This is a genomic window from Streptomyces sp. NBC_00207, assembly GCF_045160965.1.
Classification (GTDB): Bacteria; Actinomycetota; Actinomycetes; order Streptomycetales; family Streptomycetaceae; genus Streptomyces.
This window is the reverse complement of sequence record NZ_CP130715.1, coordinates 5,255,282-5,271,051: the sequence shown is the minus strand read 5'-3', so window position 1 is coordinate 5,271,051 and position 15,770 is coordinate 5,255,282. Positions and strand designations below refer to the sequence as shown.

13 protein-coding genes and 1 pseudogene are annotated in these 15,770 nt (G+C 71.0%); 3 read left to right on the top strand and 11 right to left on the bottom strand.

The annotated features are described in order from the left end of the window. The first annotated feature begins 19 nt into the window (after positions 1–19). Entirely contained in the window at positions 20–1,660 is a 1,641-nt protein-coding gene (locus tag OG472_RS24975) for a threonine/serine exporter ThrE family protein (protein WP_401610983.1), read from the top strand. Between the two features lie 77 nt (positions 1,661–1,737). On the opposite strand, the gene OG472_RS24970 is transcribed toward OG472_RS24975, so the two are convergent. The 9 genes and pseudogenes from OG472_RS24970 to OG472_RS24930 all read right to left on the bottom strand — a co-directional run bounded on the left by OG472_RS24970 (position 1,738) and on the right by OG472_RS24930 (position 11,089). Further along, positions 1,738–2,445: a DedA family protein gene (locus tag OG472_RS24970; protein ID WP_383566721.1), complete on the bottom strand. Its 708-nt coding sequence runs from the start codon at positions 2,443–2,445 to the stop codon at positions 1,738–1,740. Between the two features lie 142 nt (positions 2,446–2,587). Beyond that, positions 2,588–3,346, bottom strand: a complete 759-nt coding sequence (locus OG472_RS24965) for a MerR family transcriptional regulator (RefSeq protein WP_405942079.1) — start codon at positions 3,344–3,346, stop codon at positions 2,588–2,590. Positions 3,347–3,429: 83 nt separating this feature from the next. Next, positions 3,430–4,230 (bottom strand): ABC transporter permease, encoded by an 801-nt coding sequence (locus OG472_RS24960; protein ID WP_401610985.1) that lies wholly within the window; start codon positions 4,228–4,230, stop codon positions 3,430–3,432. Continuing rightward, positions 4,227–5,198 carry an ATP-binding cassette domain-containing protein gene (locus tag OG472_RS24955; protein WP_405943207.1) on the bottom strand — a complete coding sequence of 324 codons (972 nt, stop codon included), beginning with the start codon at positions 5,196–5,198 and terminating at the stop codon, positions 4,227–4,229. The genes OG472_RS24960 and OG472_RS24955 overlap by 4 nt, the downstream gene beginning before the upstream one ends. An 87-nt stretch (positions 5,199–5,285) precedes the next feature. Continuing rightward, positions 5,286–5,900 (bottom strand): PadR family transcriptional regulator, encoded by a 615-nt coding sequence (locus OG472_RS24950; RefSeq protein WP_401610987.1) that lies wholly within the window; start codon positions 5,898–5,900, stop codon positions 5,286–5,288. Positions 5,901–5,924: 24 nt separating this feature from the next. Then, positions 5,925–6,437 carry a DinB family protein gene (locus OG472_RS24945; RefSeq protein ID WP_401610989.1) on the bottom strand — a complete coding sequence of 171 codons (513 nt, stop codon included), beginning with the start codon at positions 6,435–6,437 and terminating at the stop codon, positions 5,925–5,927. 109 nt (positions 6,438–6,546) lie between these two features. Then, a pseudogene (gene mrdA, locus OG472_RS24940) lies at positions 6,547–8,622 on the bottom strand (penicillin-binding protein 2); the annotation flags it as partial. Positions 8,623–8,663: 41 nt separating this feature from the next. Continuing rightward, positions 8,664–10,121 (bottom strand): aldehyde dehydrogenase family protein, encoded by a 1,458-nt coding sequence (locus OG472_RS24935; protein ID WP_383566736.1) that lies wholly within the window; start codon positions 10,119–10,121, stop codon positions 8,664–8,666. A gap of 89 nt (positions 10,122–10,210) precedes the next feature. Beyond that, the gene (locus OG472_RS24930) at positions 10,211–11,089 is read right to left on the bottom strand and encodes a helix-turn-helix domain-containing protein (protein ID WP_383566739.1); all 879 of its coding nucleotides are present in this window, start codon (positions 11,087–11,089) and stop codon (positions 10,211–10,213) included. 340 nt (positions 11,090–11,429) lie between these two features. Here OG472_RS24930 and OG472_RS24925 point away from each other — a divergent pair, with 340 nt between their 5' ends. Further along, on the top strand, positions 11,430–11,939 hold the full coding sequence (locus OG472_RS24925) for an ATP-binding protein (protein WP_401610990.1): 510 nt from the start codon (positions 11,430–11,432) through the stop codon (positions 11,937–11,939). Positions 11,940–12,033: 94 nt separating this feature from the next. On the opposite strand, the gene OG472_RS24920 is transcribed toward OG472_RS24925, so the two are convergent. Further along, the gene (locus OG472_RS24920) at positions 12,034–12,279 is read right to left on the bottom strand and encodes a DUF397 domain-containing protein (protein ID WP_030656519.1); all 246 of its coding nucleotides are present in this window, start codon (positions 12,277–12,279) and stop codon (positions 12,034–12,036) included. 349 nt (positions 12,280–12,628) lie between these two features. Continuing rightward, positions 12,629–13,807, bottom strand: coding sequence for a DUF2786 domain-containing protein (locus tag OG472_RS24915; RefSeq protein ID WP_405831328.1), 1,179 nt, complete (start codon positions 13,805–13,807; stop codon positions 12,629–12,631). A gap of 251 nt (positions 13,808–14,058) precedes the next feature. Between OG472_RS24915 and OG472_RS24910 the strand changes: the two genes are divergently transcribed. Next, positions 14,059–15,753: a bifunctional 3'-5' exonuclease/DNA polymerase gene (locus OG472_RS24910; RefSeq protein ID WP_405831326.1), complete on the top strand. Its 1,695-nt coding sequence runs from the start codon at positions 14,059–14,061 to the stop codon at positions 15,751–15,753. Positions 15,754–15,770 lie beyond the last annotated feature (17 nt).

Genomic DNA, 15,770 nt, shown 5'->3' with positions numbered 1-15,770 from the left:
ATCACGGACTGGAGGACGCGTGGCGGAGGCCGACGGGGCAGAGGACAGGAAGCCCCAGTCCGACGAGGCGCACAGCGCCTTCACGCCGCCGCCCGGGATGGAGCCGGAGGCCCTCGACGAGGACCAGCCCACCTCGGAGTTCGCCCGTCCGGCGGGCGCCGAGCCGGTGCAGCCCGAGCCCGAGGGATCGGCCTTCGCCACCCCGGCCACCTACAGCGCCGCGCACTCCCCGCCCGCCTACACCCCCGGCCAGGACTTCCCCCTCTCCCAGCTGAAGGAATCCCCCTGGCAGGACCGCATGCGCACGATGCTGCGCATGCCGGTCGACGTGCGTCCCGTACCGGATCTCGTACACCGGCCGAGCGAGGCCGGGCCCGCCGTGGGCCGCGTGCTCGACCTGACCCTGCGCATCGGCGAGCTGCTGCTCGCGGGCGGCGAGGGCGCCGAGGACGTGGAGGCCGCCATGTTCGCGGTGACCCGCTCCTACGGGCTGGACCGCTGCGAGCCCACCGTCACCTTCACCCTGCTGTCGATCACCCACCAGCCCTCGCTGGTGGACCACCCGGTCTCGGCGAACCGGACCGTGCGCCGCCGCGGCACCGACTACAACCGCCTCTCGGCCGTCTACCGGCTGGTGGACGACATCAGCGCCCCCGAGATCGACATCTCGCTGGAGGAGGCCTACCGGCGCCTCGCCGAGATCCGCCGCAACCGCCACCCGTACCCCGGCTGGATGCTCACCGCCGCCGCCGGGCTGCTCGCCGGCGCCGCCTCCACCCTGGTCGGCGGCGGGGTCCTGGTGTTCATCGCGGCGGCGCTCGGCGCGGTCCTCGGCGACCGGCTGGCCTGGCTGTGCGCCGGCCGCGGGCTGCCGGAGTTCTACCAGTTCGTGGTCGCGGCGATGCCGCCGGCCGCGATCGGGGTGGCGCTGAACATGACCGGGATCGACGTCAAGGCCTCCGCCGTGATCACCGGCGGGCTCTTCGCACTGCTGCCCGGGCGGGCCCTGGTCGCGGCCGTGCAGGACGGCCTGACCGGCTTCTACATCACCGCCTCCGCCCGGCTGCTGGAGGTCATGTACCTCTTCATCGGCATCATCATGGGCGTACTGGTCGTGCTCTACGTCGGCCTGCAGTTCGACGCCTCCCCGCGGCCGGAGGAGGTCCTGGAGATCCAGCAGCGGCCGCTGCTCCAGATCGCGGCTTCGATGGTGCTGGTCTTCACCTTCGCGATCCTGCTCCAGCAGGAACGTTCCACCGTGCTGATCGTGACCCTCAACGGCGGCGTCGCCTGGGTCACCTTCGGCGCCCTGCACTACGCGGGCGAGATCCCGCCGGTGCCGTCCACCGCCATCGCCGCCGGGCTGGTGGGCCTCTTCGGGCAGCTCTTCTCCCGCTACCGCTTCGCATCCGCACTGCCGTACGTGACGGCCGCCATCGGCCCGCTGCTGCCCGGCTCGGCGACGTACTACGGACTGCTGCTGATCGCCGAGAACCGGCTGAACGAAGGGCTGGGCTCCCTGGTGAACGCGGCGGCCATCGCGCTGGCCATCGCCATCGGGGTCAACCTGGGGTCGGAGACCTCCCGGCTGTTCATGCGCATCCCGGGGGCCGCGAGCGCCGCCAAGCGCCGTGCGGCGAAGCGGACGAGGGGTTTCTAGCCCTACGGGGTACGCGTACGCCCCGCAGGCTCCTGCGTGCCTGCGGGGCGTGTGCGTACCCCGTCGGGGCGAAACGGCTAGCGCTTGGCGTGGCGGCCGCGGGTGCCCGGGGTCTGGGGGCCCCCGTCGACGGCGGCGGCCTCGGCCTGTGCCTCGACGGCGTTCGCCTTGTTCTCCTTGCGGGCCTTGAGCACCTCGAAGATCACCGGGATGACCGAGATGAGGACGATGCCCACCAGGATCGGCTCGACGTTCGTCTTGATGAACTCGATCTGGCCGAGCCAGTAACCCGCGATCGTGACGCCCGCGCCCCAGCCGATGCCGCCGATGACGTTGAACGTCAGGAACGTGCGGTACTTCATCGAGCCGGCGCCGGCGACCATCGGCGCGAAGGTGCGGATGATCGGGACGAAGCGGGCGAGCACGATGGCCTTCGGGCCGTGCCGGTCCATGAACTCGTGCGCCTTGTCGAGGTTCTCCCGCTTGAAGAGCTTGGAGTTCGGCCGGTTGAAGAGCTTCGGGCCGAAGAACTTGCCGATCATGTAGCCGACCTGGTCGCCGATGATGGCGGCGGCCACGATCAGGGTGCAGACCAGCCACAGCGGCTGCTTGATGTACTGCCCGTCCGCGACCAGCAGACCCGCCGTGAACAGCAGGGAGTCGCCGGGCAGGAACGCGAAGAGCCCCGACTCGGCGAAGACGATGACGAGAATGCCGATCAGGCCGAAGTGCGAGATCAGGTAGTCCGGGGACAGCCACTGAGGGCCGAGCGCAATCGTGTACACGGGTTCCGGACTCTCCTGGATCGGGGGGCGTGCCGGGGGCAGCAGGCGGTTGCGGGCAAGGTAAAGGCGGTCTCAATTATCAACGCACACGACCCCCGCCCGGTTCCAGGGACCGGAGGGGGTCGGATGCGTGATATTCCGCTTACACCTTGCGCACACCGTTCGCGAAGATCGCGTCCCGCAGATGCGCGGCGAAGCCCGGCTTCATCGCGTCGTAGAACGCGGTGAACCGCTCGTCCGCCACGTACATCTCACCGAGGCACGTGTGCATCTCGTACGGGCAGTCGTAGAACCACTTGTGGATGTGCAGGCGGTGCTCCTCGGCCAGGTCCATCGCGCGCTCACCGCCGGCGGCCTCGCCCGCCTCCATCGCCGCCACGTACCGGCGGCCCCAGTCGGCGGACTCGTCCTGGATCCGCTGCCAGTCGTCCTTGGTGTACGAGGCCGCCCGGCGCTGCGACTCGGCGTACGCCTCGGTGTCGCCCCAGCGCTCCTCCACCTCCTGCGCGTACTGCTCGGGATCCTGGTCCCCGAAGACCTCGAACTTCTCCTCGGGCGTGAGGTTGATGCCCATCTTCTTCGCCTCCATGGCGTGCTCAACGGCCTTGGCCATCTGCTGGAGCCGGGCGATCCGGTCGGTCAGCAGGGCATGCTGCCGGCGCAGATGCTCCCGCGGATCCGATTCCGGGTCGTCCAGCAGGACCGCGACCTCGTCGAGGGGGAAGCCGAGCTCCCGGTAGAACAGGATCCGCTGCAGCCGGTCCAGGTCGGCGTCGTCGTACCGCCGGTGACCCGCGTGGCTGCGGTCGCTCGGGGAGAGCAGACCGATCTCGTCGTAGTGGTGCAGGGTGCGCACCGTGACTCCGGCGAAACCGGCGACCTGGCCCACGGAGTAGCCCATCTTCCCGTCCCTCTCCTCTTGGTTGGGTACGCCCTTCACTGTGGTTCCTCACGTGGCGTGAGGTGCAAGTCCCCGCCCCGGGCCTATCTGCTCAGGCCGCGGAACCTCGCCACCGCCAGCGGGAGGAAGACCGCCAGCAGCAGGAGCGGCCAGCCGACCGCGAGCAGCGCGGCATGGTCGGAGGCCCAGGAATGGGGCGCCGCCGCCGGGTTGCCGAACAGGTCGCGGACCGCCGTCGCCGTCGCCGACATCGGGTTCCATTCCACCACCGTCCCCAGCCAGCCCGGCATGGCCTCCGGCGTGGCGAAGGCGTTGGAGAGGAAGCCCACCGGCCACACCAGGATCTGGACCGCCTGGACCAGCTCGGGCCGGCCCGCGACCATGCCCAGGAAGATCCCGATCCACAGCATCGCGAAGCGCAGCAGCAGGAGCAGCGCGAAGGCCAGCAGCGCGGCCGCGGGCGAGCCGTGCCAGCGCCAGCCGAGCAGCAGGCCGACGCCCGCCAGGACCACCAGCCCCACGGCCGACTGGAGCATGTCCGCAGCGCTGCGGCCGACCAGGACCGCCGAGGAGGACATCGGCATGGCGCGGAACCGGTCGATCACCCCCTTGCCCAGGTCCCGGGTGACCGCCGTCATGGTCGCCTCCAGTCCGAAGGCCATGGTCAGCGCGAGCATGCCGGGCACGAGGAACTCGACGTACTCGCCGTCGATGCCGCGCCCGCCGCCGATCAGGAAGCCGAACATCAGCAGCATCATCACGGGGAAGACCAGGCCGACGACCATCTGGACCGGCTGGCGCGCCCAGTGCGCGAGCTCGCGCCGGGTCATCGTCCAGGAGTCCACGGCCACCCAGCCCGCCCCGGACATCGTGTGCTGCGTCATGCGGCCACCTCCGCGGCGTCCGTGCGGTCGGTGTTCCTACGGTCGGGGTCCGTGCGGTCGGTCAGGTGCAGGAAGACCTCGTCGAGCGTGGGCCGCCGGACCGAGAGGTCCGCCGCCTCGATGCCCGCTTCCTCCAGCGCGCGCAGGGTCAGGGCCAGGCCGGCCATGCGGTCCGCCACCGGGAAGCCCAGGGTGAGGGTGTCCGCGTCCACGGCCGGGTCCGGCAGCAGCGCCGCCGCCTGCGCGAGCCGGGCCGCGTCCCGCAGGACGACGACGATCCGGTCCGGCCCGACGCGGGACTTCAGCTCGTCGGCCGTGCCCTCGGCCGCCACCCGGCCGGCGTCGATCAGCGTGATGCGGTCGGCCAGCCGGTCCGCCTCCTCCAGGTACTGCGTGGTCAGCAGGACGGTCGTGCCGCCGCCCACCAGCGAGCGGACCGCGCTCCACACCTCGGTGCGGCCGCGCGGGTCGAGCCCGGTGGTCGGCTCGTCGAGGAAGAGCACCTCGGGCTCGGTGATCAGGGACGCCGCGAGGTCGAGCCGGCGCCGCATGCCTCCGCTGTACTGCTTCACGGGCTTGCTGCCGGTGTCGGCGAGGCCGAACCGGTCCAGCAGCGCGTCGGCCCGCAGCCCGGCCCGCCCCGCGCCCAGGTGGTGGAGGCGGCCGAACATCTCCAGGTTCTGCCGCCCGGACAGTTCCTCGTCGAGCGCCGCGTGCTGGCCGAGCAGCCCGATCCGGGCGCGGACGGCCGCCGGATCCTTCCGTGCGTCGTGGCCCGCCACCCGGACCACACCCTCGTCGTGCCGCAGCAGGGTGCTCATGATGCGGACCGCCGTGGTCTTCCCGGCTCCGTTGGGGCCGAGCACGGCGTGCACCGTCCCGCGCGTCACCTCCAGGTCCAGTCCGGCCAGGGCCGGCTTGTCCCCGTACCGCTTGTGGACACCTTCCACGAAGATCGCCAACGCGATTCCAACTCCTCACGCCCAGCTCATTAGTCAAATTTGAGTAGCAGGATGCGCCAAGGTACTGCCCGGATCCGGGCTAGTCAAACTTGATTAGGCGTACGGGTTCTCCTGGCCGTCCGCCAGGACCCCGACGAAGGGGTCGCCGCCCTCGCCCGCGAACGAGTAGGCGCCCCCCTCGATCCGGGCGATCAGCCCGCGGGTCCACTCGGCCTCGGCGTCCGCGGAATGGACCCAGCGGTGCATGATCTCGCCGATGTGACCCAGCGCCTGCGGGCCCTCCTCGGGCGTGTAGTAGTCCGTCACCGACGTCCGCCAGGCCGCCAGCTTCGCCAGCCGCTCCCGCAGCAGGGCCAGGACCTCCGCCCGGGGCAGGTCGACCATGAAGCCGATCGCCGCCGAGAGGAGGTCCGTCTTCTGGTCGAACGCCGCCAGGGCCTCGCGGAGCAGCTTGAAGTACTCCTCGCTGCCCGCGTCCGTCACCTCGTACTCCGTGCGCGGCGGACCCCCCGCCGCGCTCGGCGCCACCTCGTGGGCGTGCAGGACGCCCTGCTTCGCCATCTGCTTGAGCGCGTGGTAGATCGAGCCGGGCTTGGTGTTGGACCACTCGTGGGCGCCCCAGTACTCCAGGTCGTTGCGCACCTGGTACCCGTGCGCCCGCCCGTGCTGGCGGACCGCGCCGAGGACGAGAAGCCTGATCGCTGACATGCGGCCAGGCTAGTGGCCGGACCCTCAGCCCATGGCGCGGGTGCCGTCCAGGGACTCCCGGACGATGTCCGCGTGGCCCGCGTGCCGGGCGAACTCCTCCACCAGGTGCAGGAGCATCCAGCGCATCGAGACCTTGCCGTTCTTCGGGAACCAGGGCGCCGGCGGGAGCGGGAAGGTGTCGTCCAGGCTCGGGAGGGTGGCGACGAAGGCCTCCGTCTCCCGCGCGACCTCGTCCCAGAAGGCCAGGACGGACGCGATGGACTCGCCCTCCACCAGCCGGAAGGCCTCGCCCCAGGTCTCCTGGGTCCGCTGCCGCTCGTTCGGGGCCTGCTGGGCCAGCCGCAGCCAGTTCAGCTCGACCTCGGCCACGTGCTTGAGCACCCCGGACAGGGTGAGCTCGCTGGCGGTGGTGCGGCTCGCCGCCTGCTCCTCGCCGAGCCCGAGGAGCGATTCGCGGATCGCCGTGCGCTGGGCCTCGACGAAGGCGAGGAGCGTGCCGCGCTCGTCGCCGAGGACCTCGGTGGAAATCTGGGCCATGACCGGACCGCCTCTGCGTGGGGTGTGCCGGGGGCCCTCCCCCCGACACCTCACACGCTACGGAGCCTTGCGGTCAGATCCTGTCCTAGATGCCCGCTCAGTTCGGGGAAATCTCCCCGTCCGGCCGAATCGCCGGCAGCGCGGTGGCGGGCTGCGGGAGCAGGGCCTTGGTGAGGTCCTGCTTGCCCGTCTTGTCCAGCCCGTACATCGCCTCGTAGATGTTGCGGACCGCCGGGCCGGAGGCGCCCGAGCCGGTGCCGCCCTGGGAGATCGTCATGACGATCGCGTAGTCCTCGGTGTAGGAGGCGAACCACGAGGTGGTCTGCTTGCCCTGGACCTCGGCCGTGCCCGTCTTGGCGTGCATCGGGATCTGCTTCTGCGGCCAGCCGCCGAAGCGCCAGGCGGCGCTGCCGTTGGTGGCCACGCCGGCGAGTGCCTCGTCGATGTTGTCGCGGGTCTTGCGGTCCATCGGCAGCTTGCCCTGCTCCTTCGGCGCGATCTCCTGGACCGACTTCCCGTCGGCGCTGACGACCGCCTTGCCGACGCTGGGCTGGTGCAGGGTGCCGCCGTTGGCGATGGCCGCATAGACGGAGGCCATCTGGACCGGGGTGACGAGCGTGTCGCCCTGCCCGATCGAGTAGTTGATGGCGTCACCCTCGCGCAGCTGGTTGCCCTGGCGGCAGTTCTCGTAGGCGATCTTCTCTGCGAAGCTGCCGTTCTTCTTGCCGTCCCGGCACCAGGCGTCCTTGTTCGCGTCGAAGAAGTCCTGCTTCCACTTGCGGTCGGGGATCCGGCCGGGGACCTCGTTCGGCAGGTCGATGCCGGTGCGCTTGCCCAGCCCGAACTCGTGCGCGGTCTTGAGGAACCAGTCGTTCGGGTCCTTCTTCGGCTTGATGCCGCCGTCCTTCTTCCACTCCTGGTCCGCGATGGCGTAGTACACCGTGTCGCAGGAGACCTCCAGGGCCCGGCCGATGGTGATGTCGCCGTGGCCCTGCGACTCGAAGTTCGTGAAGGTCTGGCTGCCGACCGAGTACGAGCTGGGGCAGGGGTAGCGGTTGTTGAACGGATACCCGGCATTGACCGCGGCGGTCGAGGTGACCACCTTGAAGATGGAGCCCGGCGCCGCCTGTGCCTGGATCGCCCGGTTCAGGAGCGGGTAGTTGGACTCCTTGTCGGTGAGCCCGGCGTAGTCCTTGGCGGAGATCCCGCCCACCCAGGCGTTCGGGTCGTAGGTCGGGTTCGAGGCCATCGCGACGATGCGGCCGGTCTTGGTCTCCATCACCACGACGGAGCCCGAGTCGGCCTCGTAGTTCCTGCCGGTGTTCTTGTCGTTGACCTTGCGGGCTTCGACCATCGCGTTGTTCAGCTCGCGCTCGGCCACCGCCTGCACGCGCGAGTCGATCGAGGTCACGATGTTCGCGCCGGGCTGCGCCGGATCGGTCTCGCCCTGCCCGATGACCCGGCCGAGGTTGTCCACCTCGTAGCGGGTGATGCCCGCCTTCCCGCGCAGCTCCTTGTCGTACGTGCGCTCCAGGCCGGAGCGGCCCACCTGGTCGGAGCGCAGGTACGGGGAGTCCGACTTCTTCGCCTTCGCGATCTCCTCGTCGGTGACCGGCGAGAGGTAGCCCAGCACCTGGGAGGTGTTGGCCTCGTCGGGCGCCGCGTAGCGCCGCAGGGCGGTCGCCTCGGCGGTGATGCCCGGGAAGTCCTCGGGGTGCTCACGGATCTGCAGGGCCTGCTCGGTGGTCGCCTGGTTGCTGACCGGGATCGGCTGGTACGGGGAGCCGTTCCAGCAGGGCTGCTTGGTCTTGGCGTCGCAGAGCCGGACCTTGTCGATGACCTCCTGGGCGTCCATGCCCAGCACCCCGGCGAGCCGGGTCAGCACGGACTTGCCCTTGTCCTTCATGGTCAGCAGCTCGGTGCGGCTGGCGGAGACCACGAGGTGGGTGGCGTTGTCGGCGAGCGGAACCCCGCGCGAGTCGAGGATCGAGCCGCGCACGGCGGGCTGGACCACCTGCTGGACGTGGTTGTTCTTCGCCTCGTCCGTGTACTCCCGGCCATTGCGTATCTGGAGGTACCAGAGCCGTCCGCCCAGGGTGAGCAGCAGCGAAAAGACCACGATCTGGATGACGACGAGCCGGTTCTGGACCCGAGGGGTCCGTCCGGTCTCCGGTATGTTGCTCAACGCTGATCTCCCCCGGACGCATGCCGTACGCCCGGCTGAGTCTAGAACGGGAAGCGGCTCCGCCCGTGCTGCACCGAGATCCACTTTTGGGTGGTAAACGCCTCGACGGTCGCCTCGCCGTTCAGTCGGCCCAGGCCAGAGGCCTTCTCGCCGCCGAAGGCGGCCAGCGGTTCGTCCCCGATCGTGGAGTCGTTGACGTGCATCATGCCCGTCTCGATGCGCTGCGCGAAGCGGACCCCGCGCTCCACGTCCCGGGTGTGCACGGCGCCGCTCAGGCCGTACGGGGTCGCGTTGGTCAGCCGTACGGCCTCGTCCTCGCCGTCGAAGACCACCAGCAGGGCCACCGGGCCGAAGATCTCCTGGCCCAGCAGCGGGGAGTCCTCGGGGAGCCCGGCGAGCACCGTCGGTTCGACGAGGTTGCCGCGCGTAGACCCTCGTACGAGCGCCTGGGCGCCCGATTCCACGGCCTGGTCCACCAGCGCGGTCAGGGCGTCGGCCTGGAAGGAGTTGATCAGCGGGCCGATGTGGGTGTCGGCGTCGTGCGGGTCACCGGTCTTCAGTCCCCGCACGCGGGCGGTGAACTTCTCGGTGAACTCCTCGGCGACGGCCGCGTCGACGAGGATGCGGTTGGCGGCCATGCAGACCTGGCCCTGGTAGACGAAGCGGCTGAAGACTGCCGCGTCCACCGCGTAGTCGAGGTCGGCGTCGTCGAGGACCACGAGCGCGCTGTTGCCGCTGAGCTCCAGGACCGTGCGCTTGAAGTGGCGGGCGGCGACCGCCCCGACGTGCCGGCCGACCCGGTCCGATCCCGCGAAGGAGATGACCTTGGGGACGGGGTGCGTCAGGAGTGCGTCGCCTATCTCGGCTATGTCGGTGACCAGGACGTTCAGCAGACCGGCCGGCAGTCCCGCGTCCTCGAAGATCTTGGCGATCAGCCCGCCGCCCACGACCGGCGCGTTCTGGTTGGGCTTGATGACGACCGCGTTGCCCAGCGCCAGGGCCGGGCCGATCGACTTCAGGGTGACCAGGAAGGGGAAGTTGAAGGGGCTGATCACGGTGACGACGCCGACGGGAAGCCGCTGGACCCGGTTCTCCTTGCCCTCGACCGGCGAGGCGAGGATCCTGCCCTCGGGGCGGACGGCCAGCTGGATCGACTCGCGGATGAACTCCTTGGCGAGGTGCACCTCGTACTCGGCCTTGGGACGGGTCCCGCCGAGCTCGTCGATCATCGCCTCGACGATCTCCTTCTCGCGCTCCTCGGTGATCCGCAGGGCGCGCTCCAGGATCGCGCGTCTGATGTAAGGGCTGGTGGCCGCCCACTCCGGCTGGGCGCGCTCGGCGCCGCGGTAGGCCTGGTCCACCTGCTCGACGGTGGCCACGGTGATGGCCGCGAGCTTCTCCCCGTTGTACGGGTTGACGTCGATGATGTCCCACGAACCGGTGCCGGCCAGCCATTCGCCGTCGATGTACTGGTGAGCCAGGTCGCTGAATATGGACATGCCATCCCTTACTGCGAGCGCGCACCCGTGCGCTGCACCGGAGACCGATCGGTCATCATGCACTGATCAGACGTCATACTACGTGCGAATCAAGACAGTTGAAGCAGGCCACGGAGAAGATCCCTGGTCCGGTCGGGGTCGGGGCAGTCGGCCTGGAGCCGCTCCATCGCCCGCTCGTACTGACCCACTTCCTCGTCTTTATCCAGGTAGAGGGCACTGGTGAGCTGTTCCAGATAGACGATGTCCTGGAGGTCCGACTCGGGGAAGCGCAGCAGGGTGAAGGCTCCGCTCTCTCCCGCGTGGCCGCCGAAGGAGAAGGGCATCACCTGGAGCTGCACGTTGGGCCGCTGGGAGACCTCGATGAGGTGCTCCAGCTGACCGCGCATGACGTTGCGGTCCCCGTACGGGCGGCGCAGCGCGGCCTCGTCGAGGACGGCGTGGAAGACCGGGGCACTCTCGGAGACGAGGACCTTCTGCCGTTCCAGGCGCAGGGCGACGCGGCGGTCGATCTCGGCGGTGGTGGCGCCGGGCATGCCTCGGCTGACGACGGCGTGGGCGTAGGCCTCCGTCTGCAACAGGCCGTGGACGAACTGGACTTCGTAGATCCGGATGAGCGAGGCAGCGCCCTCCAGGCCGATGTACGTCTGGAACCACCCGGGCAGCACGTCGCCGTAACTGTGCCACCAGCCGGTCGCGTTGGCCTCGCGCACCAGTCCCAGGAGGGACTCGCGCTCGGAGGCGTCCGTGACCCCGTAGAGCGTCAGGAGGTCCTCGACGTCCCTTGCCTTGAAGCTCACCCTTCCCAACTCCAAGCGGCTGATCTTCGATTCGGATGCGCGGATCGAGTAGCCGGCCGCCTCACGGGTGATGCCGCGGGATTCTCGGAGTCGCCTGAGCTGGGAGCCCAGGAGGATGCGGCGCACCACAGAACCGCTTGCTTCTGCGGTCACTAGTACTGCCCTCCCCATCGCATTGGCGTGCGCGTGGTGTGCGCGTGCGTCGCGGGGCCCCCGTACCCCAGGGCCCGCAGTCTGCCACCAAAACGCATCGGGCCGTACTCGTTCTGTAACGGAATCCTGCCTCCGGGAAAAGAAGTCCGTAAGTATGCGTAGGAAGAAATGAGCAAGAACCGTCACGTGAGGGGACAGGTCCGGCGCGTGCACGTGCATCTGCCCTTGCATCCGGCTCGCGCATTCGGAACGATGGTCCCCGCGCACCTGCGTGCTCTTCGCGCCGGCGCCGGACCCACCCCGCAGTTCTCTTTGGACAAAGCCGCCGCTTCGTCCGCGAATCCCGGGAGTGCCTCGCATGGGGACGAATGGATCGACCATGCTCGAGCCGTTACGGCAGGGGCTTCCCCCGGTCGACCCCACGGCTGTCTCCGGGTCCGCCTCCTGCGCTCTGCCCGCACGGTTCGACGCGGTGCGGGGCGCGCGCACTTTCACCCGGTCGACGCTGTCCCAGTGGGGCCTCGACGACCGCTTCGACGATGTGGCCCTGGTCGTCTCCGAGCTCGTCACCAACGCGCTGCGCCATGCCCTGCCCGAGGATGCGCGGTGCCCGGACGGCGAGCCGGAGCCGCCGGTACGGCTGCACCTGATGCGGTGGAGCACCCGGCTGGTGTGCGCGGTGCGCGACCCCAGCGAGGACCGGCCCGGCGGGGCCTTCTCCCCGGAGCGCACGGAGGAGAACTTCGACCTGGAGTCCGGGCGCGGGCTGTTCCTGGTGGATTCGTACAGCGACAGCTGGGGCTGGCACCCGCTCGCGGGGCGGCTCACCGGGAAAGTGGTCTGGGCGCTGTTCCTGCTCCAGGACTGACACAAGAGCGAAGATCAAGACAACTGGCCGGGACCGATCACTGCGATCGGTCCCGGCCAGTGCACGTGCATGGCTTGATGGATGCGCCGTTCCGTCAGCCGATCAGGTGATCGAACTCGCCGTCCTTGACGCCCAGAAGCAGGGCTTCTATCTCGGCCGGCGTGTAGACGAGTGCCGGTCCGTCCGGAAAGCGCGAGTTGCGCATGGCGACGTCGCCGCCGGGCAGCTTCGCGAACTCCACGCAGGAACCCTGCGAGTTGCTGTGTCTGCTCTTCTGCCACGTCAGCTCAAACAAGGAAGCGAGTTCTGCAGCTGCCATCCCGTTGTACGCGTGGTCCACAGGAAGCCCCCGATAGTGCAGATGTCAACTCCTCCGGATCATAGCTGTGTTCACAAGCGGCTGCACGGGCAGATGCACGTGCACGCGGGGTGGTCCCTTGATCACAGACAGGTCCGCCCCCAGGGCCGCGGTCCGGAAGGTGGGCCTCCAGGAGCCTCGCGCCCCAGCCAGGCGCGGCCGGGGCGTCGCCCGGGCACGGGGCGCGGGCGGCCTCCTTCAGCACCCGGAACCGACTCATGGCGAGGCTGCCCGACATGGCCCGCTCGCTGGGCAGATCGGCGCGGATCCTGAAGTCGGAGGCGCGGGCCCATGCGCGCGGAGGACGACCCGAAGCCCTGACGGACCGGGCCTACCGGGGCAACGGCTTGCGCCTGCCTGCCATGTGGGCGCGGTCGGCGGCGGCCGTGCCGTCCTCCCAGCCCGCGTGGTCGGTGGCCCCGCGCAGCCGGGTGGTCGTGGTGCGGGGGAACATCTCGTCCGCCCGCGAGGTGACGGCGACATCGCGGGCCACCAGCGCGGGCAGGTTGTCGGGGGCCTCCGTGGCCGTGTGCTCGGCCGTCTCGGCGAGCCGGTGGCCGAGCCGGCTGGCGTAGGCGAGCAGGAAGGACTGCCTGAAGGTCTTCGTCCGCTTGCGTCCGCCCGAACGCTGCGCGGCCTCGGCGCGGGTCATCGCCGCCGTGCCCTGGACGAGCAGCGAGGTGTAGAGCAGCTCGACGGCCTCCAGGTCGCTCTCGAAGCCGACCACCGTGGAGAACTCGAAGCCGCTGTTCCACACCGCCCGGCAGCGGTTGGCGGTGGCCACCGCGTCGAGCAGCACCGCCTTCGCCTCCTCGTACGGCGGCTCGACGCCGATCCGGCAGGCCCCCGGCACCTGCGCCGGGGCGCCGCCGCGCGCGGCCAGCAGCGCCTCGTCCACGGTGTGCCGGGCCATCAGCTCCTGGGCCTTGGCACTGAGCGCCTCCGCCTCCTCCGGGAAGGTGGTCGCCTCGGCCTTGGCCAGCAGCGCCCGGATCCGTCCCAGCATGCGCGGCTCGATGTGCGCGTGCTCCAGGGCGTCGGCGGCCGGGTCGCCGGGAACCGGACCCACCGGTTCGATGGAGGGCAGCCGGATCAGCATCCGCAGCACCTCCAGGAAGGCGGTGGCCAGCGTGAACCGGTCCGCCCGTTCCCGCTGCGCGAGCTGTTCGGCGTACGTGTCGTCGCCCGTCCACCACACCTCGGCGTCGGTCCACCGCTCCGGGAGCCGGGCGTAGCGGCGCGCCTCGGCGGCTATCAGGTCCCCGGCGATCCGCAGGTGGCGCTCGTCGAGATCCCGCCGGACCAGCCGCAGCACATCGGCCGGCTGCCACCCCCGCTCCCACCCCTGCCGTACGTACGCCTCCCCGCGCGCCAGCAGCTCCCGCCCGACCCCGCCCCACCGCCCCTGATCGGCGACGAGCAACGAGGCCCCGGTGTCCAGCCCGGCATCGTCCTGGGCATAGAGGGCGGCGGCAAAGGCCCGGTCAACGGTCTCGGCAAGGTCTCTCACACCTCCCAGCTTGGCACGAGCCGATTCCAGCCCCGCCGCCCCACCTTCAGCCCGCCGCACCATCCAGCCCCGCCGGCGTTCGAGGCGCGGGGTCCGGGGCGGAGCCCCGATCTTTCAGCCCCGCCGCCCCACCTTCAGCCCCGCCGGCGCTTGAGGCGCGGGGGTCCGGGGGCAGCGCCCCCGGCAACGCCGCGCCGCCCGCCCGGCCCGGCGGCCCACCCCTGTCAGACCCCGGTGGGACACTCGCACCCATGAGCGACCGCACCCCCCGCTGGGCCCTCGCCGAGGACGCCGACGGCTGGTGGCACGCCGCCCCCGTACCCCCCGCGGACGGCGTCCGGCTCCGCGTCCGCGACCCCGCCGACGCGATCCGCTCCGCCCCGCCCGGCACCCGCTGGGTCTGGCGGTCCACCTCCGCCGTGTACCCCCGCCTGCTCGCGGCCGGCGCCCGCGTCGAGCGGTGCCACGACATCGAGGACGCCGAGCTGCTGCTCCTCGGCCACGAGGGCCGCTTCGGCGAGCCCCGGTCGGCGGCCGCCGCCTGGGCCCGGCTCACGAACGCCCCCGTACCGCCCGATCCGCGGCAGCGCGCCGCGGAGCCCCGCGCCCAGGACTCCCTCTTCGACCCGCAGCCGACCCCCGTCCCCCTGGACGCGCTCCTCGCCGTCCACGCCGACCAGGCGAAACGGCTCGACGCCACCGCCCACCCCGACCGGATGCGGCTGCTCACCGCCGCCGAGTCCGCGGCCTTCCTCGTCGCCGCCGAGATGAACCGCGCGGGTCTGCCCTGGCGGGCCGACGTGCACCGCGCCCTGCTGACCGAGCTGCTCGGCGAGCGGTACGCGGGCGGCGGGGAGCCCCGGCGCCTCGCCGAGCTGGCCGACCGCGTCTCGGCCGCCTTCGGCCGACGGGTGCGCCCCGAGCTGCCGGCCGACGTCATCAAGGCCTTCGCCGAGGCCGGGATCAAGCTCAAGTCCACCCGCCGCTGGGAGATCCAGGAGCTGGACCACCCCGCCGTGGAGCCGTTGCTCGCGTACAAGAAGCTGTACCGGATCTACACCGCCCACGGCTGGAGCTGGCTCGCGGACTGGGTCCACGACGGCCGCTTCCGCCCGGAGTTCATCCCCGCCGGCACCCTGACCGGCCGCTGGGTCACCAACGGCGGCGGGGCCCTGCAGATCCCCAAGGTGATCCGCCGGGCCGTGGTCGCGGACCCCGGCTGGCGGCTCGTCGTGGCCGACGCCGACCAGATGGAGCCGCGCGTGCTCGCCGCGATCTCCCGCGACCCCGCCTTCATGGAGGTGGCCGGGCGCCCGGAGGACCTCTACACCGCCGTGTCCCGCCAGGGCTTCTCCGGCGACCGGGACAAGGCCAAGATCGCCGTCCTCGGCGCCGTCTACGGCCAGACCTCCGGGGACGGCCTGAAGAACCTGGCCGCGCTCCGCCGCCGCTTCCCCCGGGCCGTGGCGTACGTGGACGACGCGGCGAAGGCGGGCGAGGAGGGCCGGCTCGTACGGACCTGGCTCGGCCGCACCTGCCCGCCGCCCGTCTCCGCCCGGGACGCGGACGGGGACGGCGACCCGGGCGACGGCGAGGCCGGGATCCCGCAGGACGGCGACGGCGACGCCTGGACCCCGAGCTACGCCTCCACCAACACCCGGGCCCGCGGCCGGTTCACCCGTAACTTCGTGGTCCAGGGCAGCGCCGCCGACTGGGCCCTGCTGCTCCTCGCGGCCCTGCGGCAGGCGACCGCCGGGATGCGGGCCGAGCTGGTGTTCTTCCAGCACGACGAGGTGATCGTGCACTGCCCCGCCGAGGAGGCCGGGGCCGTCGTGGAGGCGATCCGCGCCGCCGGCGACCGAGCCGGCCGGATCGCCTTCGGCGACACCCCGGTCCGGTTCCCGTTCACCGCGGCGGTCGTGGAGTGCTACGCCGACGCCAAATAGCGGCCGGTCGCAGCGGC

Excerpts from the sequence above, each read along its gene's own strand:
- OG472_RS24965 (WP_405942079.1), bottom strand. The coding sequence starts at position 3,346 with ATGGGCTACTCCGTGGGCCAGGTCGCCGGTTTCGCCGGAGTCACGGTG.
- OG472_RS24910 (WP_405831326.1), top strand. The coding sequence starts at position 14,059 with ATGAGCGACCGCACCCCCCGCTGGGCCCTCGCCGAGGACGCCGACGGC.
- OG472_RS24945 (WP_401610989.1), bottom strand. The coding sequence starts at position 6,437 with ATGGCCCAGATTTCCACCGAGGTCCTCGGCGACGAGCGCGGCACGCTC.
- OG472_RS24930 (WP_383566739.1), bottom strand. The coding sequence starts at position 11,089 with ATGGGGAGGGCAGTACTAGTGACCGCAGAAGCAAGCGGTTCTGTGGTG.
- OG472_RS24950 (WP_401610987.1), bottom strand. The coding sequence starts at position 5,900 with ATGTCAGCGATCAGGCTTCTCGTCCTCGGCGCGGTCCGCCAGCACGGG.
- OG472_RS24925 (WP_401610990.1), top strand. The coding sequence starts at position 11,430 with ATGGGGACGAATGGATCGACCATGCTCGAGCCGTTACGGCAGGGGCTT.
- OG472_RS24935 (WP_383566736.1), bottom strand. The coding sequence starts at position 10,121 with ATGTCCATATTCAGCGACCTGGCTCACCAGTACATCGACGGCGAATGG.
- OG472_RS24960 (WP_401610985.1), bottom strand. The coding sequence starts at position 4,230 with ATGACGCAGCACACGATGTCCGGGGCGGGCTGGGTGGCCGTGGACTCC.